This window comes from Paraburkholderia phenoliruptrix, from assembly GCF_019511605.1.
Lineage (GTDB): Bacteria > Pseudomonadota > Gammaproteobacteria > Burkholderiales > Burkholderiaceae > Paraburkholderia > Paraburkholderia phenoliruptrix_A.
The window spans coordinates 1-22,502 of sequence record NZ_JAEUAV010000035.1; the positions used below are offsets into that span (position 1 = coordinate 1).

22 protein-coding genes are annotated in these 22,502 nt (G+C 62.9%); 2 read left to right on the top strand and 20 right to left on the bottom strand.

The annotated features are described in order from the left end of the window. Positions 1–13: 13 nt before the first annotated feature. The 13 genes from JNB89_RS28635 to JNB89_RS28695 form a co-directional block, all read right to left on the bottom strand. On the bottom strand, positions 14–1,066 hold the full coding sequence (locus JNB89_RS28635; protein WP_220364424.1) for a TadG family pilus assembly protein: 1,053 nt from the start codon (positions 1,064–1,066) through the stop codon (positions 14–16). Between the two features lie 131 nt (positions 1,067–1,197). Continuing rightward, the gene (locus tag JNB89_RS28640; protein WP_346655767.1) at positions 1,198–1,581 is read right to left on the bottom strand and encodes a TadE/TadG family type IV pilus assembly protein; all 384 of its coding nucleotides are present in this window, start codon (positions 1,579–1,581) and stop codon (positions 1,198–1,200) included. Positions 1,582–1,877: 296 nt separating this feature from the next. Continuing rightward, positions 1,878–2,834, bottom strand: a complete 957-nt coding sequence (locus JNB89_RS28645) for a type II secretion system F family protein (protein ID WP_220364460.1) — start codon at positions 2,832–2,834, stop codon at positions 1,878–1,880. 38 nt (positions 2,835–2,872) lie between these two features. After that, entirely contained in the window at positions 2,873–3,856 is a 984-nt protein-coding gene (locus tag JNB89_RS28650; RefSeq protein ID WP_220364425.1) for a type II secretion system F family protein, read from the bottom strand. Between the two features lie 42 nt (positions 3,857–3,898). Beyond that, the gene (locus tag JNB89_RS28655) at positions 3,899–5,266 is read right to left on the bottom strand and encodes a CpaF family protein (RefSeq protein WP_013341834.1); all 1,368 of its coding nucleotides are present in this window, start codon (positions 5,264–5,266) and stop codon (positions 3,899–3,901) included. Positions 5,267–5,285: 19 nt separating this feature from the next. Beyond that, entirely contained in the window at positions 5,286–6,497 is a 1,212-nt protein-coding gene (locus JNB89_RS28660; protein ID WP_220364426.1) for an AAA family ATPase, read from the bottom strand. A gap of 72 nt (positions 6,498–6,569) precedes the next feature. Beyond that, a complete protein-coding gene (locus tag JNB89_RS28665) occupies positions 6,570–6,908 on the bottom strand; it encodes a hypothetical protein (RefSeq protein ID WP_013341832.1) in 339 nt (112 codons plus the stop codon). 20 nt (positions 6,909–6,928) lie between these two features. Then, on the bottom strand, positions 6,929–8,779 hold the full coding sequence (locus JNB89_RS28670; RefSeq protein WP_220364427.1) for a type II and III secretion system protein family protein: 1,851 nt from the start codon (positions 8,777–8,779) through the stop codon (positions 6,929–6,931). Positions 8,780–8,857: 78 nt separating this feature from the next. Further along, complete coding sequence (gene cpaB, locus JNB89_RS28675; RefSeq protein WP_220364428.1) at positions 8,858–9,694, bottom strand: Flp pilus assembly protein CpaB; 837 nt, start codon at positions 9,692–9,694, stop codon at positions 8,858–8,860. Positions 9,695–9,733: 39 nt separating this feature from the next. After that, complete coding sequence (locus JNB89_RS28680) at positions 9,734–11,119, bottom strand: ATP-binding protein (protein ID WP_220364429.1); 1,386 nt, start codon at positions 11,117–11,119, stop codon at positions 9,734–9,736. 148 nt (positions 11,120–11,267) lie between these two features. Continuing rightward, on the bottom strand, positions 11,268–11,798 hold the full coding sequence (locus JNB89_RS28685) for an A24 family peptidase (RefSeq protein ID WP_220364430.1): 531 nt from the start codon (positions 11,796–11,798) through the stop codon (positions 11,268–11,270). A 93-nt stretch (positions 11,799–11,891) separates the two neighbouring features. After that, positions 11,892–12,065, bottom strand: a complete 174-nt coding sequence (locus JNB89_RS28690) for a Flp family type IVb pilin (RefSeq protein WP_013341827.1) — start codon at positions 12,063–12,065, stop codon at positions 11,892–11,894. Between the two features lie 106 nt (positions 12,066–12,171). Further along, the gene (locus JNB89_RS28695) at positions 12,172–12,345 is read right to left on the bottom strand and encodes a Flp family type IVb pilin (RefSeq protein ID WP_013341826.1); all 174 of its coding nucleotides are present in this window, start codon (positions 12,343–12,345) and stop codon (positions 12,172–12,174) included. Between the two features lie 988 nt (positions 12,346–13,333). On the opposite strand from JNB89_RS28695, the gene JNB89_RS28700 reads away from it, so the two are divergent. Then, entirely contained in the window at positions 13,334–14,800 is a 1,467-nt protein-coding gene (locus tag JNB89_RS28700; RefSeq protein ID WP_220364431.1) for an esterase-like activity of phytase family protein, read from the top strand. Positions 14,801–14,928: 128 nt separating this feature from the next. On the opposite strand, the gene JNB89_RS28705 is transcribed toward JNB89_RS28700, so the two are convergent. The 5 genes from JNB89_RS28705 to JNB89_RS28725 form a co-directional block, all read right to left on the bottom strand. Beyond that, positions 14,929–15,327 carry a hypothetical protein gene (locus JNB89_RS28705; protein ID WP_220364432.1) on the bottom strand — a complete coding sequence of 133 codons (399 nt, stop codon included), beginning with the start codon at positions 15,325–15,327 and terminating at the stop codon, positions 14,929–14,931. A gap of 11 nt (positions 15,328–15,338) precedes the next feature. Beyond that, entirely contained in the window at positions 15,339–16,007 is a 669-nt protein-coding gene (locus JNB89_RS28710; protein WP_220364433.1) for an RraA family protein, read from the bottom strand. Then, positions 16,004–17,044 (bottom strand): amidohydrolase family protein, encoded by a 1,041-nt coding sequence (locus JNB89_RS28715; RefSeq protein WP_220364434.1) that lies wholly within the window; start codon positions 17,042–17,044, stop codon positions 16,004–16,006. The genes JNB89_RS28710 and JNB89_RS28715 overlap by 4 nt, the downstream gene beginning before the upstream one ends. Positions 17,045–17,097: 53 nt before the next feature. Then, complete coding sequence (locus JNB89_RS28720) at positions 17,098–18,420, bottom strand: MFS transporter (RefSeq protein ID WP_218742091.1); 1,323 nt, start codon at positions 18,418–18,420, stop codon at positions 17,098–17,100. A 126-nt stretch (positions 18,421–18,546) separates the two neighbouring features. Continuing rightward, positions 18,547–19,446 (bottom strand): LysR family transcriptional regulator, encoded by a 900-nt coding sequence (locus tag JNB89_RS28725; RefSeq protein ID WP_013341818.1) that lies wholly within the window; start codon positions 19,444–19,446, stop codon positions 18,547–18,549. A 78-nt stretch (positions 19,447–19,524) separates the two neighbouring features. On the opposite strand from JNB89_RS28725, the gene JNB89_RS28730 reads away from it, so the two are divergent. Then, a complete protein-coding gene (locus tag JNB89_RS28730) occupies positions 19,525–20,244 on the top strand; it encodes a haloacid dehalogenase type II (protein WP_220364435.1) in 720 nt (239 codons plus the stop codon). Between the two features lie 45 nt (positions 20,245–20,289). Here the strand turns inward: JNB89_RS28730 and JNB89_RS28735 are convergent, their stop codons facing one another. Beyond that, entirely contained in the window at positions 20,290–21,765 is a 1,476-nt protein-coding gene (locus tag JNB89_RS28735) for an NAD-dependent succinate-semialdehyde dehydrogenase (RefSeq protein ID WP_220364436.1), read from the bottom strand. A gap of 347 nt (positions 21,766–22,112) precedes the next feature. Beyond that, entirely contained in the window at positions 22,113–22,433 is a 321-nt protein-coding gene (locus tag JNB89_RS28740) for a hypothetical protein (protein WP_220364437.1), read from the bottom strand. Between the last annotated feature and the right edge of the window lie 69 nt (positions 22,434–22,502).

Consider the following 22,502-nt stretch of genomic DNA (forward strand, 5'->3'; position numbering starts at 1 on the left):
GTGGATTAGCGCGTCAGTACGCGAGGCTGGGGGCGGTGACGGCGCCGTAATAGGCCGCCGGGCCTGAGCCGCCTGTCGCCGACGGCGCCTTGTAGCCCGCGATGAAATGCCCGTAGATATAGGGGTTGCTGCCGTTCACCGCGCCGTCGATATGAAACGGCGCGAACGCCACAACCGGTACGGGACTGCCCGTATCGAGCGAATTGACGACGGGCAGCAGCACGTCAGCAGGCGAGGGCACTGAGTTGTAAATCGTATTCTTCACACCGGATTGAATCCAGGTCTTGTCGCCGATGTTCATCGGCAGAGGATTGCCGTTGGCGATCAGGTTGCGAATTGAGGTGACGTCCTGCACGTTGTACTGAAACGATGTCCACTGCCCGGAGCCCACGCCCGCCGCGCACCCGGGGTATTGATAGGTCGAGCCGATTTTGAACACCTGCGGCAGACCGGTTGCCGGATCGTTCACCGGCTGCCCGGTGGAAGCGTTCCAGTACGCGGTGTACAGGCACAGCGAAATAGCGGTGGGAAACAACGCACCTGGTCCCGCATAACCGGGCGCCGAAATGACCGCGACGGCGGTCGCGCTGATTGGCATCGTGCTGATGCCGAGAACCGGCGCAAGCACGAGCGACAGCGGTCCGCCGTTCTGCCCGGCGGCGCGGCTCACCGTGACCTGCACCGCGGGTTTGTCGTAAGCGCCCGGCGAAGGGACCGGCAGCGCCTGCATGCCGGCCGGTGTGCCGGTCACGTTCCAGTAGCCGGTCTGGACTTGGGCCGTCAAAAGCGAAGTGCCCTCGGTCCTGTTCAGCGTGATCGCGGATTGCGCCTTGGTTCGCGCCTGGGTCCAGTTCGGGCTCGCGTAGTTCGGCCCGAGGGAACCTGCGCCGGCGAGCGCGGCGGCGTCGGCGGCGTTTTGCAGTTCATTGCGCACCACCCACGCGCGGCCCAGGTCGACCGCAAGTGCCGTGGTACCGATCAGCACCGTCAGGCACAACGCCGTCATCACGGCGACCGCGCCGCGTTGGCGCCTGAGCGCCGGTTCATGGACTTTTCTGGTTTGCATGTTGGACCTCCATCGCGTATGGATTGCGCCGCTTGGGGCTGCTTGGGGCTGCTTATGGCTGCTGATGGCTGCGTGTGGCCAGGCTTCAGCCATTAGCCGCCAAGCGATTGTCGAGACCTGTTCGCCGCCCGCTATTCGTAGTTCATCGTGGTCACGGCGGTAATCGGCACCGAGCCCACTAGCTGAGTGACGATCGAGCCGAGCCCGACGCCGCTATACGAGTACGTGAGCGTCACCTTGAGCGGCTGGCCTGTCGTCGTGCCGGACGATTGATCCACCGCCACGCTCACCGGCGTCGACGTCCCGAAGGTAATCAGGTACGTGGACGCATAGTTCTGCGCGACGGTGGTGATTTGCGCGGGCGTGAGCGGCGGCACCTTGTACATGACGCCGGCGCGAGCTGCTTCCCGGCTCGCGTTGGTGATAACGGCCTTGTCGTAGAGCGCAATGCTGAACTCGACCATGCCGAACACGAGCAGCAACAGCAAAGGCAGAATGAGACCGAACTCGACCACGGCGACTCCAGCCTCGCGACGCGGCCCGCGTCGGCGCGAAGCGGCCAATGCGCGCGCTGTAGGCTCTGTAGGCGCTGTAGCGTCTGCACGCTCTGCACGCGCCGCCGTGAGCCGCTGCTGCCGGCGCCTCACGTCGCCTGCCACGCTGTGCGTTTGACGAGGCGGCAAGTCAGCGCAAGCCGCCGACTGCGCTCCTGCGCGTGCAGGAAAGTCCCTTGTTTTATGGTTCATTTGTTGTCCCCTGTGCGCGCTGCCGTTTTCTTTGCGCTGCATGGCGCTGTTGCCTGTTGATGCCCTCAGGTGCCGAGCGTGGGCAGCAGCACGCGGTAAATGTGAATGAACGCGGGCCCCATCAGCACCGTCATGAGTGCAGGGAAAATGCAGAAGATCAGCGGAAACAGCAGCTTTAGCGCGATCTTCGCGGCGCGTTCTTCCGCGCGCATTCTGCGGCGCGTGCGCAGCGTGTCCGACATCACGCGCAGCGAAGCGCCGATACTCGTGCCGAAGCGGTCCGCCTGGACCAGCATCGACGCGAACGTGTCGATGTCCTCCACGCCGGTGCGCAATGCAAAGTTGCGCAGCGCCTTCTCCTTGGTGAAGCCCGAGCGCAGTTCGAGCAGCATCAGTTGCAATTCGCTCGCGACCTCGGGGCTCGCTAGCTCGATTTCGCCGGCCACTCGCATCAGCGCTGCATCCATGCCGAGACCGGCTTCCACGCACACTGTCAGCAGATCGAGCGCATCCGGAAAGCCTTCGACAATCGCGCGCTGGCGCCGCGCACGGCAGCGCGCCAGCACCGCGTTGGGCAGGTAGTAACCAATGGCGGCGAGCATCGCAAGAATCAGTGCGCTGACCGCGAACTGTCCGTTGATGAACGGCATCTGTAGCAACGCGACAAGACCCAACGCAGGCAGCAGCAATGCAAGCACGGTCTTGGCCGCGAAATAAAGCGCGGCCGCGGTCGCCGAACGCCAGCCTGCGTTCATCAGACGCAGCCGAAGCGGCGAATCCTCCCAGCCTTCTTTGGGAATGGACAACTGCGAGATGGGCCGAGAGATGTCGGCGATTTTCTCGGCCCATCCCGAAGAGCCTGAAGACACTACCTGCGGTGCGAGCGAGACGCCGCCAGCCTGTTCGATGCGGCGCTGCATGTCCTTGGGCGTCATCCACCACATGATGGCGACGACGGCCGCGAATACCACCATGAACACGCCGCCGAGCAGCAGCACGTTTTGTGAGTCGAGCGTTTGCATCATGATTCTCCAGTGTGTGTTGTGTTCACGCGATGGCGTCAGACGCGAATCCGCACGATGCGCCGCATCCACAACACGCCGAACGCCATGGAAACCAGCACCGCCTCGATCAGCTTGAGGCCGGCGGGGTCTTCCCAGAGCACAGAGAGAAAGCTCGGATTCAATAGATTCATCGCGCCCGTCGCCGCGAACGGCAACAGGCCGATGATCCACGCCGACAGGCGTCCTTCGGCGGAAAGTACGCGGACCTGATCGAACAGACGCAGCCGTTCGCGCACCAGCGAGGCGATGCCGTCGAGAATTTCGGCGAGATTGCCGCCGGTTTCGCGCTGTATCAGCACCGCGATCACGAAGTAGCGCAGATCGGATACGGGCACGCGCGTCGCCAGGTTGAGCAGCGCTTCGTTGAGCGTGACGCCGTAATTGATCTCGTCGAAGACAATGCGGAACTCGCCGCCCGTCGGCTCCGCGAACTCGTTGCCGAGCATGCCGATTGCGCTCGAAAACGAATGACCGGCTCGCAACGCGCGGCTGATCATGTCCGCCGCTTCGGGCAACTGGCGCTCCAGCACGCGCAGGCGTTTGCTGCGAGCGCGCAGCATGCGCAGCGTCGGAAAGGCGAAAGCCCCGGCTGCGGCAAGCACCGTCACGAGCATGGGCAAGGGCACCGGCGAGAAGCTCGCCGCAAGCAGCACGGCCACGCCGGCCACCACGCTATGCGTTGCAAGCCGTCCAACCGTGAGGTTCAAGCCGGATTGCACGATGATCCGGTCCAGCAGATGAATGCGCGGCACACGCATCATCAGCGCATGGACCGGCGCGGAACTGCTCAGCATGCGCTCCTTGAGAATGGAGAGGCGCTCGCCGTTCACCTGCGCGCCTGCCGACAGCGCGCGGATGCGTTGGTCGAGGCGGCGCGCGGCGGGCCCGTGATGACTGTTCCACCATTGATACAGCCCCTCGATCCCGAGGACCACGGCGATGAACAGCAGGAAAGCGAACGCGTAGAAAATCGGATTCATGAAAGCCTCACAAAGATGAGCCGCATGCCGCCGGCGCCGGCATCATGCCGTGTCGAAATGCCTGGCCGGATCGTAGAGATTGTCGGGCAGCGCAATGCCGAAGGCCTGCAGCCGCTCGGTGAATCTCGGTCTCACGCCGGTCGCGCAGAAGTGGCCGCGTACCGCGCCGGTCTGATCGACGCCGGTCCGTCTGAACGTGAAGATCTCCTGCATGTTCACCATCTCGCCTTCCATGCCGGTCAATTCCTGAATGCTGACCACCTTGCGGCGTCCGTCGGTCAGACGCGCAACCTGCACCACCACCGAGATCGCGGACGAAATCTGCTGGCGCAGGTTCTTCGGCGGCAGTGCGAGACCGGCGAGACTGATCATGTTTTCGAGGCGCGTGAGCGCATCGCGCGGCGTGTTGGCGTGGATCGTCGCGAGCGAGCCTTCGTGGCCGGTGTTCATTGCGTTGAGCATGTCGAGCGCTTCGGCGCCGCGCACTTCTCCGAGGATGATGCGGTCCGGCCGCATCCGCAGCGCATTGCGTACCAGTGTGCGTTGCGTGACTTCGCCGCGTCCTTCGACATTCGGCGGCCGCGTCTCCAGACGCAGCACGTGGTGCTGGCGCAGTTGCAGTTCGGCTGCGTCTTCAATGGTCACCACGCGCTCGCCCTCGGGGATGAAACCCGACAGAATGTTGAGCAGCGTTGTCTTGCCGCTGCCGGTGCCGCCCGACACGAGCACGTTGACCTTCGCGCGCGTGAGCGCGTCGAGCAGTTCGGCCATTGGCGGCGTGAGGCTTTGCGACGCGATCAGGTCGCTCATCTGCAGCGGATTCACCGCGAAACGGCGGATCGACATCAAGGGTCCATCCACGGCTGAAGGCGGGATGATCGCGTTGACGCGCGAGCCGTCGGGCAGACGCGCATCGACCATCGGACTGGATTCGTCGATACGCCGCCCGACTCGCGAAACGATCTTCTCGATCACCTTCATCAGGTGCGCGTCGTCGTAGAACGTGACGTCCGTCAGTTCCAGACGGCCGCGGCGTTCCACATAAGTGGTGCGGTGCGTGTTGACCAGAATGTCCGATACGGTCGGGTCGCGCAGCAGCGCTTCGAGCGGGCCGAAGCCGAACATCTCGTCGTGAATGTCGGTGGTCAGTTGCCTGCGCTCCAGATCGTTGACGGGCGCCTTGTCTTCTTCGAGGATACGCGCGATCAATCCGCCGATTTCCTGGCGAACCTGTTCGGCCGGCAAGCGCGCGAGCCGTTCGAGTTCGACGCGGTCGAGCACGGCCTCGTGAACCTTGCGCTTGAGCGTCTGGTAGGCGGCGCGCGCGAGAGCAAGCGGCGCGCGTGCGCCTGGCTGGCGTTCCGGCAGCGCATGCACTGCCTGTGACGACATCTGTTCGCGAAGTGACATGAGATTCTCCTGGCTGACGTTATGACGCCGTCGATTGCCGCTGTGTCGCGGAGCGGCTGAAGAGCCGGCTGAGCAGCGGTTCCTCGCGCTTTTTCTGCGCAACCACGCCCGCCGACTGATTGACGATGCTCTGCGCAAGCGCCCGCACGCCGCGCGCGAGCGCGCTGCTGCGCGCGACCTTGAGCAGGGGTTCGCCGAGGTTGACGGCCTCGCTTGCGGCTTGCGGGTCGTCGGCGATCACGTGCGAAGGGCGCTTGCCGAGCACCTGTTCGAGCGCGCTAGCCGCCCGTTCGTCATGGCGGCGGTGCCGGTTCAGCAAAAGGCGCAGACGCTCGGGCGAATATGCGAGCGACACGAGCATTTCCTGCAGACGGCGCGCGGCTCGTACATACGGCATGCTGGCCTGCAGCACCATGTGGATTTCCGCGCTGCGGTCGAGCGCTACGATCGACAGCGCATTGATGCTCTGACCCAGGTCGAACAGCACGACGTCGTAACGCGGCGCCGCAACGCCGAGAATCCATTCCAGTTGCTCTTCGCGAATGTCGAGTGCCTTGATTGGATCGCCCGCGCCCGCGAGCACATGAAAGCCCGGCGTCACGTGCGTGACCGATGCGTCGAGAAAGGCGGCGTCCATGCGCTCGATCTGCGCGCACATTTGCGGCAAGGTGGAGGGCGGTTCCTGGTCGCTGACGAGAAACGCGGCGTCCGCGAACATCTGGTTAAGATCGACGAGCAGCACGCGCTTGCCGTGCAGCGTCGCGATTGCGTGGCCGACGTTGGCGGCGATCAGGCTCGTGCCGGCGCCGCCTTTGCATGAAATGAACGACACCATATGCGTTTCGTGGCGCGCGTCGGCAGCGTGCGGAGCCATTGCCCGCTGCACGGCGTCGCCGAGCGCGCGTGCGTCGAGCGGCCAGTTCAGCACGTCGCGAATGCCGGCGCGCATCGCGGCGATCAACGTATCCGGCGATGTCTGCGGCAACAGCAACAGGCACGTCAGGCGCGGGTAGCGGTGCACCAGCACGTTGACCGAGTCGAGTTCGGCGCGCTCCGGCGAAGCTGCGTCGATGATCAGCACATCGAACGCATCCAGACTGTCGCCGCGTTCGAGCAACGCTGAAGGCGCGCCCTGCATGCGGGTCGGCGTGCAATTGCCGCAGTCCGTCACGAGACGCACAATCTCGGCCATTCGCCCCGTGTGCTCGGAGTTGATGAGGATATTGATCATGATGTTGTCATCCGCGGATTCGTTGGCTGGTGGGCCGCGCGGCGGCTCTCGCCGCCTGCGGGCCGGGCTCGCCTAGTCGCCGTTTGCGGGCGCGGGCATCGCCGCGCCTTCGCCGGCGGCGCCGCGCGCGCCAATGCCGATCACGAACGCATTTGCGGTTCTCGGCGGCGCCTTGAACGACGCGTTGTAGTTCGCCATCGCGCCGACGGCGGCCTTGCCGTCTACGCCGGGCGTGTACGGGTTTTTCGTTGCCGCGTCCGGATCGATGATCTGCGCGGCGGTGAAGCTCCTCACGGATTCGCCGAAGTGGCGGTCGAAGTCGGGCGTGGTCGACATGCAGCCGTTGAGCGCGAGACACGCCGGCACGAGTAACGCAGCCCAGCGCGAGAAGGAAACGATGCGATTGGTCATGATGTTCTCCGGAGGACGCATTAGTTGTGAGCGCGAGCGGACGGCGAGCGCGGTTTGTCTGCGGGCTGCGCCTCGCGTGCGGCGATCTGCGCAGCCCTTGCTTCCACTTGCGCGGCGTGCGCTGCAAAGTCGTCGGCGGACTTGCCGTTTGGCGCAGGCGTGACGGCTTGCGGCTCGGGCAGCGGCGCGGCGCTCGCGGCGGGCGTCGGCACCATCGCGGAAACGGGCGGTTCGGTCGCGGGCGGCATGGCCGGCGCTTGCGGTTGCGACGGTGCGGGAGCCATGGCCGGTGCAGGTGCGGGAGCCGGCATCGACGGTGCGGGCTTCGTGCTGCCGGCCGGATCGCGGCCTTCCATGTTGCCCATCAGGTAGACGTCGGCTTCGTTCGGCGTTTTCAGCCGGTCCGTTGGCAGCGGCAGATTGGCGGCAGTCTGCAGCGGCTTCACGAGGTGCGGCGTGATGATGAACACCAGTTCCGTGCGGTCCTGCTGATACGACGTGCTTCTGAAGAGCGCGCCGAGCACCGGCACTTCGCCAACGCCGGGTATCGCCTTCAACGTGCCCGCCGCGTTGTTCTTGATGAGCCCGCCAATCGCGAAGGTCTCGCCGTCGTTCATCTGCACGGTGGTGGAGGCGCGGCGCGTGGTGATCAGCGGCAGTACGGTGAGGTTGTTGGTGTTGGTTGCGCCAACCGTGACGCCCGTGGACGACAGCTCCGACACTTCCGGTGCCACCTTCAGGTTGATGCGGCCGCCTGCGAGCACGGTCGGCGTGAACTTCAGGCCCACGCCGAATTCCTCTTCCTGCAGGATGATGGTCGACACACCGTTCAGGTTGCTCTGCGGAATCGGAATGAAGACTTTGCCGCCTGCGAGGAAGGTGGCTTCCTGCCCGCTCAGCGTGACGAGGTTCGGCTCGGCGAGAATCTTCACGAGGTTGTCGCCATGCTGGCCGTCTATCGCGACATTGAACGGCCGGTTGTTCGCCTTGTTCACGTCGACGATGCTCGACACGCCAGCGAGCAGACTGCTGATCAGCGCGCCGCTCCACGAGCCGAAGCCGCCCTGAATGTTCATCGCCGCGCCCAACTGGTTGAGCACCGTCTTCGAGACCTCCGCTACCTTCACTTCCAGCATCACCTGTTGCGGCGAGTCGACGCTCATCATGTTGAGCACGGTGGCCGTCTTGCCGGCCGCAGTGCCGTTGCCGCTCGCGCCGCCATTCGCGCCCGGCAGCGTGCTGCGCGCATACGCCTTGGCGATTTCCTGCGCCTGGGCCGCGGCCTGCGCGCTCGACACCCGGCCCGCGAGCACGAGGTCGCCAGCCACCGTGGAGACGCGAATGTTAGGCTCGTCGGGCATCAATTGGGACAGCGAAGTTTGCAGTCCGCCGGAGTCCGCATTCACCACCACGTTGATCACTTCGCAGGCGCCGCTCTTGCCCTGCACGATCATGTTGGTGGTGCCCACCGCCATGCCGACTACATACAGCGTTTGCGGCGAAACCATTGTTGCCTGGGCGACGAGCGGGTTGCCTAGCGTGCGGTTGCGCACCGGTTCCGCAGTCGGCATCAGCGTGGACTTGCCAACGGGGACCACCACCGTGCGCTGGTCGCTCTGCGTGCGCGTGCACGCGGGGCCGCGTGCGGCGGCGCTTTGCATGGCGCTCGCGGGCTGTGGCGGTGCGGCATTCATGCTGATGGTCATCTGCACGGGGCCGTGCGGCAGGGGCATCGCGGCGGCTCTCGTGTTCTCGGGCGCTTCCTGCGCATACAAGCCGCGTGCCGCGAGCAGCGCCATACATGCCGCCGTGGTCAGCAGCGCGGCGCGTAGGGCGCTGTCCTTGCCGAACTTCTGTTGACTCGATTTCATTTCGTTATCTCCCCGTAGCCCGCTGCGAGCAAGCCGTCGTGCGTCAGACGCCGCGGTGTCGCGTGATTGCGTGTGTGATTAAAAGCATTCCTGACTGCCCTGTGTTCCCGACAGCACGCCGACACAGTCACGCTTCGTTGCCGGGCGCGCGACGTATTTCACCCGTGCAGGCGCTGCCGCGACAACGGTGGCAGGCACCGGTGCGGCCGGTTTGCCGAGCAGCGTGATCTTGGTGGCGCCGCCGGTCGGCAAAGGACGGTCGTCGATCTGATTGCGCAGCACAAGCGAGAGGCTGCCCACGCTGCGCGCGAGGTCGAGCTTCTCCGCCTGGTCCGGCGTGACTTCCAGCGTGACCGCGTTGACCACTTTCGGCTGCGTGTCGTCGCGGCTTACCTGCTGCGCGACCGCGAGCACCAGTATCTTTTCGAGCACGATCTTGGAGATGCTGTGTTGCGGGTCGGCTGTTTTCGCTTCGGGTTCCTGAGTGTTGACGATAACGTCGACGTAATTGCCGGGCAGCGCAAAGCCCGCCACGCCAACCACATCGTTCACACGTACCGTGATGGCGCGCTTGCCTTCGCCGATTACCGCCGACAGACCGCCCTTCGTGCCTTGCGGCGCGAGCTTCGACTCGATCACCGGCTCACCGGGCTCGAGGCTCGTGCGCACCACGCGCCCGTCCAGCGCTTTCGGGTCCTTGAACGCGCCGGGCGGCACGCTGGCGGTCGGCCAGTTCACCGTGCGGATCATGTTCGCATTGAGCGGCTGGCCTAGGCTCACTTCGGCGGTAACCACCGCGACCGGCGTGACGGCCGACGACGATGTCTGCAATAGCCATCGCGAGGCAAAGGCGACAGCGGCAAGACCCGCTAGCAGAGCCATTCCTAACATCACAATTGCGCGACTGGTTTTCATGGTGGGACTCCTTTCGTGAGTTGCTAGGGCAACTGCGGATCAAGCGCCGGCATACCGTTTGTCGGATTGCCCGCTCTGGGATGGATAGGTTTCTTCATGCTCGGGCGCGCCGCCGAAGTAGCAATGCCATGCATGTGTCAGCCGGTATTCGGTAACGGTGGGTGCGTCGCCGTGATAAAGCGCGAACGAGCGCAGCACGCCGAGCAGATCCGCGGGGTAGCAGGCGAGAAACGGTGTGCGGCTGCGTTGATGCAACTGGTTCAGCAGATACTCGAACGCGCCTTCTTCGATTTCGATGCCGAGCGCCTCGCACTGTGTGTCGAAAACGCGCCGGTAGTCGTCGGCGCACAGTGCGCCGACGTGGATCTTCGAGCCGAGCCTGCGCAAGAACGCGTTGTCGTTCAGTTCGGCGGGCGTCAGGTTGGTGGAGAACACCGGCCATACATCGAACGGGCTTACGAAGCGCGCGCCGGACTGCAGTGCGAACTGGTCGACGCCGCGATCCAGCGGGGTGATCCAGCGGTTCAACAGTTCGTTCGGCGCGACGCGCTGACGACCCAGATCGTCCACGACATAGAGGCCCATGTTGGCCTTCATATGCGGCGGCGCCTGATAAAAGCCGCTGTTTGCGTTGTACTGAAGATCGAGCAGCGCGAGCGTCAACTCGCCGCCTGACATGATGACCGGGCGTTCGCACACGCGCCAGCGGCGGTCGGTCACGGCGGCGAGCGCGCCGGGGGCGGCGTCCCTGTGCAGCAACGGGTCGTGTATCTGAATCACGTCGCCGGCCACATACAGCGCATACGGGATGGGCACGGCGCCTCGCAACAGTCTGCCGAGGCGCTCGGCGAGGTACGTCTTGCCGCTGCCTGCCGGGCCGTACAGCATGACGGGGCGCCCCGCATTCAGCGCGGCTACGGCGCAATCCAGCAACGACATATCCGCGACGAAGTTCGCAAACGCCGCGCGCACGTCCGACTGCGCAATATGAATGCCTTTCACCGAATATGCGTTGACCACGCTAACGTACGCTTCCAGCGAGACAGGCGCGGGGCCGCAATAGGTGGAGCGGCTTGCTTCGTGAGCGGCCAGTTCGCGGCCCGCCTCGGTGAGGCGCAGGTGGACGTCTACGTCGCTAGCGCCGCGGTGCGCGATCTCGACGAGATGCTCGCGCACGAGAAAGCCGATGGTCTCCTCGAGTACTGCAGCCGTCAGGCAGTGCCTCGCCATCAGATCGCCCAGCGACGATTTGCCATTCTGCAAAATGGACTTCAGTAACAGATGCGCGACGAAGAGCGCAGGCAGGCCGGTGTCCGCAATGCTGCGGGGTGCACGCAATAGCGTCGCGCAGGTGCTCTGCGTTGCCGCTACGGAGCCTTGCTTGGACTGCGTGGCGTGGTCCGGTCCTGGATTGTTCGCGTTCATGTCTTGCTCCCCGATGTCGCGCGCCGCTTTGTGCGCTGCGAATGTTGCTGTCTTTTGCGTCTCTTGCTTCTCTTGCGTCTGTGCATCCATTTGCATCTGCTTGCATCTGTCTTGCCGGATCGCCGTCCGGCTTGCTGTTACGAGCCGGTCATGCCGTTGCCGTCAGCAGCACCGTGATGGTTCCTGCCGCAATGGCAACGCCGTAGGGCACCGAGCCCACTGATTCGATGGAATCCCTTGCCGTGCCCGGTCCCTGTAACGCGGGATGCGCGATGACACGCAGGTTGGCCCACACTTTTCCCAACTGATGACGCCGCGCGATCAGCGCGAGCATCCATACGCCGCCTACCACGCACGTCACGAGGGCCGCGTAGAACACGAGCAGCGGGCCGATCCATGCGCCGACCATGGCGAGCAGCTTGACGTCGCCGGCGGCCATGCCGCGCACGAGGTAGAACGGAAGAAACAGCGCGAAGCCGGTGCCAGCACCTGCGAGCCATGCGATGGCGCCCGCGCCGATTCCCTTCAGCCAGCACTGCACGATCAGCGCGCTGATCAGACCCGCGCCGACCAGCAGGTTCGGAATGCGCCGGCACTGCATGTCCGTGCTTGCAGCAGCAACCAAGAATGCGATGACGCAAGGTGCAATCGGCGGCAGAACATTGGCGGTAATCAGCATGGCGAGCTCTCGTGAATAGGCCACAGGGCAAAAATTGGTCGGTGCGATGGACGAAGGGCCGAATGCACCCAGTCCATCGGCACCTTGCGCGGATCAGGTCAGATAACCGGCAATCAACATGAACTTCGCTTCGAGGTTCGTGCCGATGGCGGTTACGCCAGTGATAATGGCGAGTGCAATGAGCGTGGCGATCAGGCCGTACTCGATTGCGGTGACGCCTTCTTCGTCGCGCACGAATGCGTCAATAGATTGAATGAGCGATTGCATATCGACTCCCCTTTGAACTTGAAGACGGCTTTGGCGGCCCGGTAACAGACGAGAGGCGGTGGCGGACCGTGCGTTTGCGCGCTCGTCCGCCTGCCTCGTCACCGCGTTACGCGAGCTTCGTGGAGATGAACAGGAACTTGGCGGCGAGGTTGGTGCCGACAGCCGTCACGCCGGTGATGATGACGAGCGCGATGAGCGTCGCAATCAGGCCGTACTCGATGGCGGTCACGCCGTCTTCATCGCGAATGAATGCCTTGGTGCTGTTGATGAGCGATTTCATGGTTTATCTCCCTTAGGATGGCTAATTTAATGTCGTCGGATGACGACGGTCGGTACAGCGTGCTGCTTGACTACAAGGTGCTACACGAAATGGCGCCTCTACGCTGCGTGAGAGCGCGGCCGGGCACGGGCCGCAATCGGCTCGCGACGATTCATGTGCTGAGGATCGTGCTGCCTGCATGGCAGCAGAACGGGCTGGCGATATGCGAGGGTTGGGAGCGGCGCTTTGACGACGACCGCGAAATGCCGCGCCGTCCGGCGACGCGCAATGCGAATTGCGCCCGACAACGCCGTAAGAATCTGGATGAAAGATCGCATCTTCCACTACTCCTTGTTCTCTTCTTTCGCAGCCGGAATGTTCTGGTTGCTACCCGGTGAGCGCGTAGCAACGGAACCCCCGTCGGCATCGATCTGGTCGTTGATCGTGTCGCCGGCTGTGCGCAAACATAAAGGCAAGGAGTGGGCCAGCTTGCATGGGTTCTCGAAGGCATCGGGCTTACAGTCCTTCCACTGCGCTTTCATGAAAGACAGTGAGCGCAGATGTGACCGACTTGACTCAGAACTGCATCATCGGCGCGTCATGCCCGGCACCGTCAAAAGTCGCGCTTTTCGGCCATGAGCATGGCTTCGAACCCAGACTTAGGGATTTGACCCAGGTGAGCCAGAAGTGAATCGGGCCGTTAAATTAGGGCCGTTTTCGAGCGTGGAGTTGGACCGATTCGTTGCAAGTTTGAAACCTGGCTAGTTGAAGCATGCGCTTCAGAGCAGAATCTGGCGCTTTTGCACGGGTCTTCAGCGGACACTGCAGATAGTGCGTCACCGTTGCGTCACATGTCTCACGCAATATGATTGGCGGCCACCCTCGGCCAACACCAACAGGCTGCGCGCCGGCCGTTCATGTCGGGTTTCGAATATCCATGCCGGCAAGCATCTGGGAATGCCCGGCGCCAGACACGTCTAAAACAAGCATTCCATTCAAGGAAGACATCGTGTCTCGTTCAAGACTGTTTGCTCTGACAGCGATTGCCTCGTCGCTGATGTTCGCGACGGCCGCGCAAGCTGCGGTCGATCTTATCGCGGTTGGTCAGCTTGGCGGCCTGACCGGCGACCTCTCGAAGGAAACGGCAGCGCCGCTCGAGAACGGCGTAGCGGGCAACCTGCTCGGCGGCCTCGGTTCGGGCATAGCGTACGCGGGATGCCATACGTTCGTCGCCGTGCCCGATCGCGGCCCAAATGCAGTGTCGTATAACGCAGCCATCGACGATACGGCGTCGTACATCAACCGCTTCCAGACCTTGCGCCTGCGCTTGCAGCCGAGCGCGGCTGGCGCGCCGCTGCCGTATTCGCTGACGCCGAAGCTTATCGCCACCACTTTGCTGCATACGTCGGAGAAACTGGTTTATGGATCCGGCGCAGCGGCCGGCGTGCCCGACGGTGCCCCCGCGCTGAACAGCCGCAATCACACTCACTACTTCACAGGGCGTTCGGACAACTTCGATCCGACCCGCCTGTCGACCAATGATCGCGACGGCCGTTTCGATCCGGAAAGCGTGCGCGTGAGCAATGACGGCGAAAGCGTGTATATCTCGGACGAATACGGCCCATATGTTTACCGCTTTGAGCGGCGCACCGGCCGGCGCATCGACACTTACAAGCTGCCGGACATGTTTGCGGTTTCGACGTTAAGCCCTGTCGGCAACGATGAAATCGCGCAAAACACGGCCGGCCGCGTTGCGAACAAGGGTATGGAAGGTCTCGCAATTTCGCCGGACGGCAAGACGCTGTTCGGCGCGATGCAAAGCCCATTGATTCAGGACGGCGGCACGGACGGCGCATACACGCGCATTGTCAGGATCGACACGCGCACCGGAAAAACCACGCAGTTCGCGTATCCGCTCACGAACATCGGGACCACGGCGAAGCCAAAGTACCCCACCATCAGCGACGTGGTGGCCGTGAACGATCATGAACTGCTGGTCGACGAACGCGACGGCAAAGGCCTTGGCGATAATTCGACGGCTGTTTTCAAGCGGGTTTTTCATATCGACCTGGACAACGCGCAAGACGTCAGTAATACGAGCGGTCAAGCCGGCCTCGCACCGTACGCGGTAAAGAAAGCGCTGTTTCTCGACGTGGTCGCGCAATTGAGCGCGCATGGTTACAACGCGAACGACATTCCCGCGAAGCTGGAAGGTCTCGCGTTCGGGCCGGACGTCGTGGTCGGCGGCGTGAAGAAGCACACGCTCTTCATCGCAAACGACAACGACTTCCTCGGCACGGTGACCGATACGAATCATCCGGCTGGTATTGCCAATCCCAATCAGTTTTTCGTGTTTGCATGGGACCCGAGCGAACTGCCGGCCTACGTCGCGCAAAAACTCGCCGGTGCGAATGCGGGTAAAGGGCGTGGTCACGATGACCAGGTCTGCGTGCCCGGTCACGACGACGAGCATTGATGCACTGTTCGCATAGCGCTTGCGCGAAGGCGGGGCGCTATGCGACGACGGCCCCGTGCACTGCGCTGACCACTCACCTGCCCCGATTCGCGAGCCGCATGTAATTCCACTGGCAAGCGAAGAGTGCGCTATGGCGGCAAGGGTACGTCTTCGATAAGCTCGGCTTTGACGGCGCGGATTCTTCTGTCGACGAAATATCCGCCGCCCTCCGTGTAGTGCAGGTAGAGGCGTCCGCATAATCTGCATGCCCAAACAGCGCAACGGTTGTAGGGGAAGAAGCGCGGCGCAATAGGCGCGTTGGGGGACCAGTAGCTCGTCTTATCCGGCAGATATTCGCTAAAGGTCGGCTCGGCATGCTCTTCCGGCCGTAGTGTGCCGATCTCGTCGAACTGCGTTTCGTCCAGAGAAAGCGGTTGCGATTGCCAGCCGTCGAGCGGTGTTTTAGTGCATACGCAAGGGGCGCTTGCGCGCGCCTCGGCGAGGCGCGCGAGTTCGAGAAGCGTTGTAGCGTTCAGATATTGCGCCATGTGGCTCACATTCAGGGCTTCATCATCCTGTCGCGTTGAGGCGCAACCCACGAGCGGTCGAAGTTGCCTTCGGCAATCGACTTCAAGGCCGCTACCTCTTTTGCATGTTGCCGGCGCGCGCCTTCAATGACCGTATCGACATCGGCTGGCGCGATTGCGAGCAGGCCGTCTTCATCGCCGACAATGATATCGCCAGGATGCACCACCATGCCACCTACGGTGACCGGCACGTTGATTTCGCCAGGTCCGTTCTTGTAGGGACCACGATGCGTGACGCCGCGTGCGTACACCGGAAAATCGCGCTGACGCAGCGTGCCGACATCGCGAATTGCGCCGTCGATGACAAGCCCCTGTACGCCGAGGCTCTCGGCGAAGCTCGCCATGATTTCGCCCATTAGCGCTTGCGTGAGGTCCCCCGCGCCGTCGATCACCAGTACGTCGCCGGGCCTGCAGAAGTCGAACGCGCGATGAATCGCAAGGTTGTCGCCCGCGCGCGTGCGAACCGTCACGGCCGTGCCGGCGAGAGGCTTCGGCCGATGATACGGCCGCAAGCCCAGCATGCCGCTTGCGCGCGCCATGTTGTCGCTGAGCAGTGACACGGCGAGTTCGCGCAACGCGTCGAGTGTTGCAGGCCGCGCTTGCGGCGCCGATTCATATTCGCGCCATCCGATTGGGTTCATGCAATAGCTCCTTGCGCCGCGAGTTGCCGATCGAGTTGACGCGATAGTCGCGGATAAACCGCACGCGCGTTGTCTTCGTAGATACGTTGCCGATCCGCGTCGCTGAGCCATTCGATTGCGTCGATGTAGCGGCGCGTGTCGTCGTAATGGTGGCCTGTTTCGGGATCGATGCCTTGCACGGCGCCTATCGTTTCCGAAGCAAACAGAATGTTCTCGACGGGAATCACTTTGGCGAGCAGTTCAGCGCCCGGCTGGTGATACACGCAAGTATCGAAGAACACGTTGTTGAGCAGATGGTCCCGCAACAGCGGCCGCTTCATGTCCTGTGCGAGGCCGCGATAACGTCCCCAGTGATACGGCACCGCTCCGCCGCCGTGAGGAATGATGAAACGCAGCGTGGGGAAGTCCGCGAACAGGTCGCCGGTGAGCAACTGCATGAAAGCGGATGTGTCGCCGTTAATGTAATGCGCGCCGGTTGCATGGAAGTTGGGATTGCACGACGAAGACACGTGGATCATCGCGGGCACCTCGAGCTCCACCATTGCTGCATAAAGCGGATACCACGAGCGGTCCGTAAGCGGCAGCCCCGACCAATGTCCACCCGACGGATCGGGATTCAGATTGCAGCCGATAAAGCCGAGCTCCTCCACGCAGCGCCGCAATTCGTCGATACAGTTGGCGGGCGGTGCGCCTGGCGCTTGCGGCAACTGACATACGCCGACAAAGTTGCGCGGAAACAGCGCACAGACACGGTGCACGAGGTCATTGCACTCGCGCGACCATTGCGCGTTGGCTTCCTCTGTCGCCAGATGATGGCCCATGCCTGCCGCGCGTGGCGAAAAAATCGTGAGGTCGGTGCCGCGTTCCCGTTGAATGCGCAACTGGCCGGTTTCGATGCTTTCGCGAATTTCATCGTCGCTGATGCCGGGTCGCGGTGGCGGCGTGTGCCCATCCCTCAGGGCGGCGATCTGCTGCGTGCGCCATGCTTCGTGCTGCGGTGGCGAGGTCGTGTAATGCCCGTGACAATCGATAATCATGTTCTGCGGTACCTTTGTCTGGTTGTCGCAATGTTCTGTGCTGGTTTGCTGCGTCAGGCGCGCTTGGCCGCCTCACCGGTTGCGAGCGAGGCTGTTTCGTCCTCACGTGCCGTGACCCGCATGGCGAGCGCGATGACGGTCGACATCAACAGGAACGCGGCAATCGTCAGCAACGCGAGCTTGAAGTTGCCGGTCGCGTTGCGCACGAGGCCAATGCTCCAGGGCCCGACCAGTCCACCGAACTGCGCGATGGTGTTGATGAGTGCAATGGTCGCGGCACCCGCAGCGCCGGTTCTGAACGAAGACGCAAGACTCCAGAACAGCGGATTGCCCGCATAGATGAAGAGACCAGTCACGCACAGCAGCCCATAGGCGAGGACGGGATTCGGCGCATAAGCGCTGCCCGCAATTGCCAGCGCACTCATGAAGTACACGAACGCGAGGTGTTTCTTGCGATCGCCGGTGCGATCCGAACTGCGGCTGATCAGGAACGTGCCGAGCACCCCGAGCAGCGGCGGCGCGGCGGACAGAAAGCCGACTTCGAGGTTGGTGAGATGTCCCAGGCTTTTGACGATCTGCGGCAACCACAGGAACAGCCCATAAATGCCGACTAGCGCGCAGCCGAACAGGCATGCGAGACTCCACACGCGTATATCGCCCGCCACGCGCAGCAGCGGATAGTGGGTATTGCCGCCCAACGCTTCTCGCTCGGCGGCGAGCGTCGATTCGAGCCAATGCTTTTCATCGGTGGAAAGCCAATGGGCGTCGGCTGGGCGCTCGGTCATGAGGCGCAGCGTGAGGAGGCCAAGCAGCATGGCCGGCACGCCTTCGAGAATGAACATCCATTGCCAGCCATGCAAACCGAGAACGCCGTCGGCCCACGTCATCAGTGCCGTGGATAACGGGCCGCCCAGCACCGCCGAAAACGAACCGGCAATGATGTAGCCACCCACTGCGCGCGCCCGGTAACGCACGGGAAACCATTTGGTCAGATAGACCGCGACGCCCGGCAAAAAGCCTGCTTCCATCACGCCGAGCAGAAAGCGCAACACGTAGAAGCTTGTGTCGTTGAAGACGAACGCGGTGAGCGCGGCCACGGCGCCCCATGTCAGAAGAATGCGCGCAATCCAGCGCCGTGCGCCGACCCGATGCAACAGCAGATTGCTCGGCACCTCCAGCAGCATGTAGCCGACGAAGAAAATGCTGCCTGCAAAGCCGAACACAGCGGGGCTGAAGCCCAACTGTTTGTTCATGTCCAACGCGGCGAAACCAATGTTGATGCGGTCGAGATAATTGAAGAACATCATCGCGAAGAGCAAGGGCATCAGGCGCCCATATACCTTTCGCATGGTGGCGGCTTCGTCGATCGGGTTCATGCTGTCTCCTACCTGGCGGCACGGCGACGTGGCCGTGTCTGCGTTCTTTGTCATATGTGGGTCAATGATAAGAACGCGCCGGTGAGCAGTCCAAGACCGGTTGCTTATGCTTGTATAGGCTTTTGCTTATAGTGGCGCGGGCGCAAGCGGCGGCGGCAGGCAGGCGAGAAACGCACGCAGATGCGGCGAGGCGTCCTCGGTCCTGAAGGTTGCTGCGAGCGTCGAGCGGTATCGGGAACCCGGCCCTGCCAGGTGTCGATAGACAACGTCGCTGCGCCCAAGCTTCGCGACCGACTCGCCAATGAACGTCACACCGAGCCCCGCGGCGACCAGCGCGATTGCAGTTTGAATCTCATACGCTTGATGAGCGACGAGCGGCGTGAGGCCCGCGTCGCGATACAACGATAGAACGGAGCGCTTGAACTGCGCGTTCTGATGCTTCGGATAGAGGATCAACGGCGTATCCGCGAGATCGGCCATCGTTACGGTTTTGCGCGCGGCGAGCGGATGCCCGGGTTCGAGCGCGGCCATTACCCGCTCGCGCAGCAGCGGATACGACGTGCAGCCCTCGATTGCCAACGGTTGCCGCCCAATGCCGATGTGAATGCGCATGTCGCGGAGTGCGTCGGTTTGCTCCTCGGTGAGCATTTCAAAAAGCTTCAATTCGACTTGCGGATACGCATGATGAAACGCCTTCAGCGCGGGCGGCAGAATGCTGTACATTGCCGAGCGCGTGAAGCCGATGCTGAGCCAGCCGCGCCTGCCCACGCCGATTTCCTGTGTCGCAAGGCTCGCTTGCTCCAATGCGCCGAGTATCTGACGCGCTTCTGTGCGCAGATAGTGCCCCGCTTCCGTGAGCGTGAGCGGACGTCTTGCGCGATCGACGAGTTGCGTGCCGAGCCGCTCTTCCAGCGAACGGATCTGCTGACTCAAAGCAGGCTGCGCGATATGCAGCCGCTCTGCGGCGCGGCTGAAATTCAGCTCTTCCGCAAGAATCACGAAGCACTGTAGAGCCCTTAGATTCATAGCGATTCTGTTTGACCTCAGTACGCGCAGGATAACCTACACTGTCGCTTTTATCCGCTGAAAGACGAGGACAAAGCCATGCGCCTGACCGACTTCGACACGCTGACTTTCGATTGCTATGGCACCTTGATCGATTGGGAAACGGGCATTTTCGAGGGCTTGCGGCCGCTGCTGGAGCGAGTCGGGCGAACGCTCACGCGCGACCAGGTGCTGGAGGCGCACGCACGACACGAGTCGTCGCAACAGAGGTACACGCCTTACCGGCGCTATCAGGAGTTGCTGCCTGTGGTCTACAAGCGCCTTGCGGAAGAATGGGGCGTGCCGTACACGCTCGCGGATTGCGACGCGTACGGTAAGTCGATCCGCAACTGGCCTGCATTCGACGATTCCGCGCAAGCGTTGCAGTACCTGAAGCAGCACTACAAGCTGGTCATTCTTTCGAACGTAGACAACGATAGTTTCAGCTACAGCAACGCGAAGCTGAAGGTGGAGTTCGACGCGATATTCACCGCGGAGGACATCGGTTCATACAAGCCCTCGCCGCGCAATTTCGAGTACATGCTGGAGAAGCTCGGCGAACTCGGCATCCGCAAAGAGACCATTCTGCATACCGCGGAAAGTCTCTTCCACGATCACAAGCCCGCGAACGCGTTCGGGCTCGCTTCGTGCTGGATTTATCGCCGGCATGCGAAGCAGGGCTTCGGCGCGACGATGGACCCGGGCTCCCAGCCGAAGATCGACTTTCGCTTTAACAGCATGGCCGAACTGGTGGAAGCTCATCGCAATGCGTTGGCGTAACGCCGGCGGCGTTACGCTTGCGCGTCGTGCGCAGCAGGCGAAGCCTTACAGATCGAGCCCGCCCTGGCACAGGTACTTGATCGACAGATAGTCGTCGAGTCCGTACCTGGAGCCTTCGCGGCCGTAGCCTGATTCCTTCACGCCGCCAAAAGGTGCCGCCTCGCTCGATACAGCGCCTTCGTTAATGCCGATCACGCCTGCTTCCAGTTGCGCAGCGACGCGGTTGATGCGCCGCACGTCCTGAGTATAGAAGTAGGCGGCAAGGCCGAAAGGCGTATCGTTCGCGAGGCGGAGCGCCTCTGCTTCGTCGTTGAAGCGGAACAGCGGTGCGACCGGTCCGAAGGTCTCTTCACAACACACGAGCATGCCGTCCTGCGCGTTGGTCAGCACCGTCGGCGCATAGTAGTTCGGGCCCAGTTCCGTCAGGCGCTTGCCGCCCGTCAGCACGGTTGCCCCCTGTTTTACGGCGTCTTCAACGTGACGTGCGATTTTGTCGATGGCACGTGCGTTGATCATCGGGCCGATTTGCGCGGCCGGATCGGTTGCGGGCGCAACCTTCAGCGCGGCCACGCGCTTCGCGAGGAGATCGGCAAAACGCTCATAGACGCCTGTCTGCACATACACGCGATTCGGGCACACGCAGGTTTGCCCGCCGTTGCGGAATTTGGCCGCGATGAGACCCGCGACGGCTGCGTCGAGATCGGCGTCGTCGAAGACGATGAACGGCGCGTTGCCGCCCAGTTCGAGCGAAAGCTTTTTCAACGTGGCGGCCGATTCGCGCGCGAGATGCTTGCCGACCGGCGTCGAGCCGGTAAACGTGATCTTGCGCACGCGTGCGTCGGCCAGCCAGTCGGCCACCGCTTCAATGCCTTGTTCGCGCGAGGCGGACAACATGTTCAACACGCCGTCGGGTACGCCGGCTTCCTGCGCGAGCGCGGCGAGTGCCAGCGCGGTGAGCGGCGTGTCTTCGGCAGGCTTTGCGACCACCGTGCAACCGGCTGCGAGTGCGGGCGCGACCTTGCGGGCGATCATCGCGAGCGGGAAATTCCACGGCGTGATCGCAGCGACTATGCCGATGGGTTCCTTCACGGCGCTCATGTGCTTGCCGCGCTGCTGCTGCGGAATGATGTCGCCGTAAATGCGCGTGGCTTCGTCGGCGAACCACGCGACATACGAGGCACCATATGCGACTTCGCCGCGGCTTTCGGCTAGCGGCTTGCCTTGTTCCGTCGACATCAGCTTCGCAAGGTCTTCGGTATTCGCGACGATCAGCGCGTGCCAGCGGCGCAGAATTTCGGCACGCTCGCGCGGCAGCTTGTTGCGCCAGCCGGGCAGCGCGCGAGCGGCGGCGTCGGTGGCGGCGCGCGCGTCCGCGGCACTGCTGTTCGCGACTTCGACGATCGTCTCACCTGTTGCGGGGTTGATCACAGGAAAGCGCGCGCCGCGCGTGGCGGCGATCCATTGGCCGTCGATCAGGTTGAGTGGGCGGATCAGTTCAGTGCGCGTCAGTGCGAGAGACATTGCGTTGCTCCTTGGCTGGCCCGTTTTGCGGAATTTTGCGGAAGCGGGGCGTGGGGTTTGTTTGGCGTGATTTGGCGTGGCGTCGCTTCGCGCGGCGCGGCACGGCAAGGCGGCATGCATGCGGCCATGCGATAAGCCGATGCTACGCGTGTCGCGCAGTCAATGAATCGCCTCAAAAAGTGGCGCACGGTGCGTATATCGTTTTTTTGGGGCGGCTACAGCATATTCTGCTGAATCGGGCGAACGCTTTCGGTCACGCCGGAAAATGTCGTTTTCCTCGTGACGCGCAAGGCCGTGAACCCGCGCGGGAAAAGCGTCAGCATTTGCAACGATTCTGGGACGCCGAACTACTCACGCCGCTTCTGCGCCGTCGCGCACTCAGACGTAAACGCCATGCTGGCCTGGTCCGGCGTCATGCGCGGCGCGTCTGGCGCGTAGATCCTCTCGATGATGGTGGCAAAAATCCGGTGGTCCGCATCGTCGTGATAGTACCTGGCTGCCTGGTCCAACGCCTGTGCCTTGGTCTTTTTGTGAGCGCGCCATGAGGCGACCTGGCCGGCAATATCTCCAATCGCAAAGCACTGCTCGCTGACCGTTTGTGCCGCGGCTGGAACGGCCGCTTGCGCAACCCATGCTGCAAGCAATGCGGACATGACGACGCGTTTCATCAAGACAAATCCTGTTGGCCAAAGGCCGCAGTTTAACGCGGCAGCGAAGCATTGCTGGCCGCGTCGATT

What these genes read in the sequence shown, in the direction of transcription:
- JNB89_RS28645 (WP_220364460.1), bottom strand. Translation starts at nt 2,834, where the DNA reads ATGCAAACGCTCGACTCACAAAACGTGCTGCTGCTCGGCGGCGTGTTC.
- JNB89_RS28695 (WP_013341826.1), bottom strand. Translation starts at nt 12,345, where the DNA reads ATGAAATCGCTCATCAACAGCACCAAGGCATTCATTCGCGATGAAGAC.
- JNB89_RS28735 (WP_220364436.1), bottom strand. Translation starts at nt 21,765, where the DNA reads ATGTCTCTCGCACTGACGCGCACTGAACTGATCCGCCCACTCAACCTG.
- JNB89_RS28705 (WP_220364432.1), bottom strand. Translation starts at nt 15,327, where the DNA reads ATGGCGCAATATCTGAACGCTACAACGCTTCTCGAACTCGCGCGCCTC.
- JNB89_RS28670 (WP_220364427.1), bottom strand. Translation starts at nt 8,779, where the DNA reads ATGAAATCGAGTCAACAGAAGTTCGGCAAGGACAGCGCCCTACGCGCC.
- JNB89_RS28715 (WP_220364434.1), bottom strand. Translation starts at nt 17,044, where the DNA reads ATGATTATCGATTGTCACGGGCATTACACGACCTCGCCACCGCAGCAC.
- JNB89_RS28740 (WP_220364437.1), bottom strand. Translation starts at nt 22,433, where the DNA reads ATGAAACGCGTCGTCATGTCCGCATTGCTTGCAGCATGGGTTGCGCAA.
- JNB89_RS28685 (WP_220364430.1), bottom strand. Translation starts at nt 11,798, where the DNA reads ATGCTGATTACCGCCAATGTTCTGCCGCCGATTGCACCTTGCGTCATC.
- JNB89_RS28720 (WP_218742091.1), bottom strand. Translation starts at nt 18,420, where the DNA reads ATGAACCCGATCGACGAAGCCGCCACCATGCGAAAGGTATATGGGCGC.
- JNB89_RS28710 (WP_220364433.1), bottom strand. Translation starts at nt 16,007, where the DNA reads ATGAACCCAATCGGATGGCGCGAATATGAATCGGCGCCGCAAGCGCGG.
- JNB89_RS28660 (WP_220364426.1), bottom strand. Translation starts at nt 6,497, where the DNA reads ATGATCAATATCCTCATCAACTCCGAGCACACGGGGCGAATGGCCGAG.
- JNB89_RS28725 (WP_013341818.1), bottom strand. Translation starts at nt 19,446, where the DNA reads ATGAATCTAAGGGCTCTACAGTGCTTCGTGATTCTTGCGGAAGAGCTG.
- JNB89_RS28665 (WP_013341832.1), bottom strand. Translation starts at nt 6,908, where the DNA reads ATGACCAATCGCATCGTTTCCTTCTCGCGCTGGGCTGCGTTACTCGTG.
- JNB89_RS28650 (WP_220364425.1), bottom strand. Translation starts at nt 3,856, where the DNA reads ATGAATCCGATTTTCTACGCGTTCGCTTTCCTGCTGTTCATCGCCGTG.
- JNB89_RS28655 (WP_013341834.1), bottom strand. Translation starts at nt 5,266, where the DNA reads ATGTCACTTCGCGAACAGATGTCGTCACAGGCAGTGCATGCGCTGCCG.
- JNB89_RS28635 (WP_220364424.1), bottom strand. Translation starts at nt 1,066, where the DNA reads ATGCAAACCAGAAAAGTCCATGAACCGGCGCTCAGGCGCCAACGCGGC.
- cpaB (WP_220364428.1), bottom strand. Translation starts at nt 9,694, where the DNA reads ATGAAAACCAGTCGCGCAATTGTGATGTTAGGAATGGCTCTGCTAGCG.
- JNB89_RS28680 (WP_220364429.1), bottom strand. Translation starts at nt 11,119, where the DNA reads ATGAACGCGAACAATCCAGGACCGGACCACGCCACGCAGTCCAAGCAA.
- JNB89_RS28690 (WP_013341827.1), bottom strand. Translation starts at nt 12,065, where the DNA reads ATGCAATCGCTCATTCAATCTATTGACGCATTCGTGCGCGACGAAGAA.
- JNB89_RS28730 (WP_220364435.1), top strand. Translation starts at nt 19,525, where the DNA reads ATGCGCCTGACCGACTTCGACACGCTGACTTTCGATTGCTATGGCACC.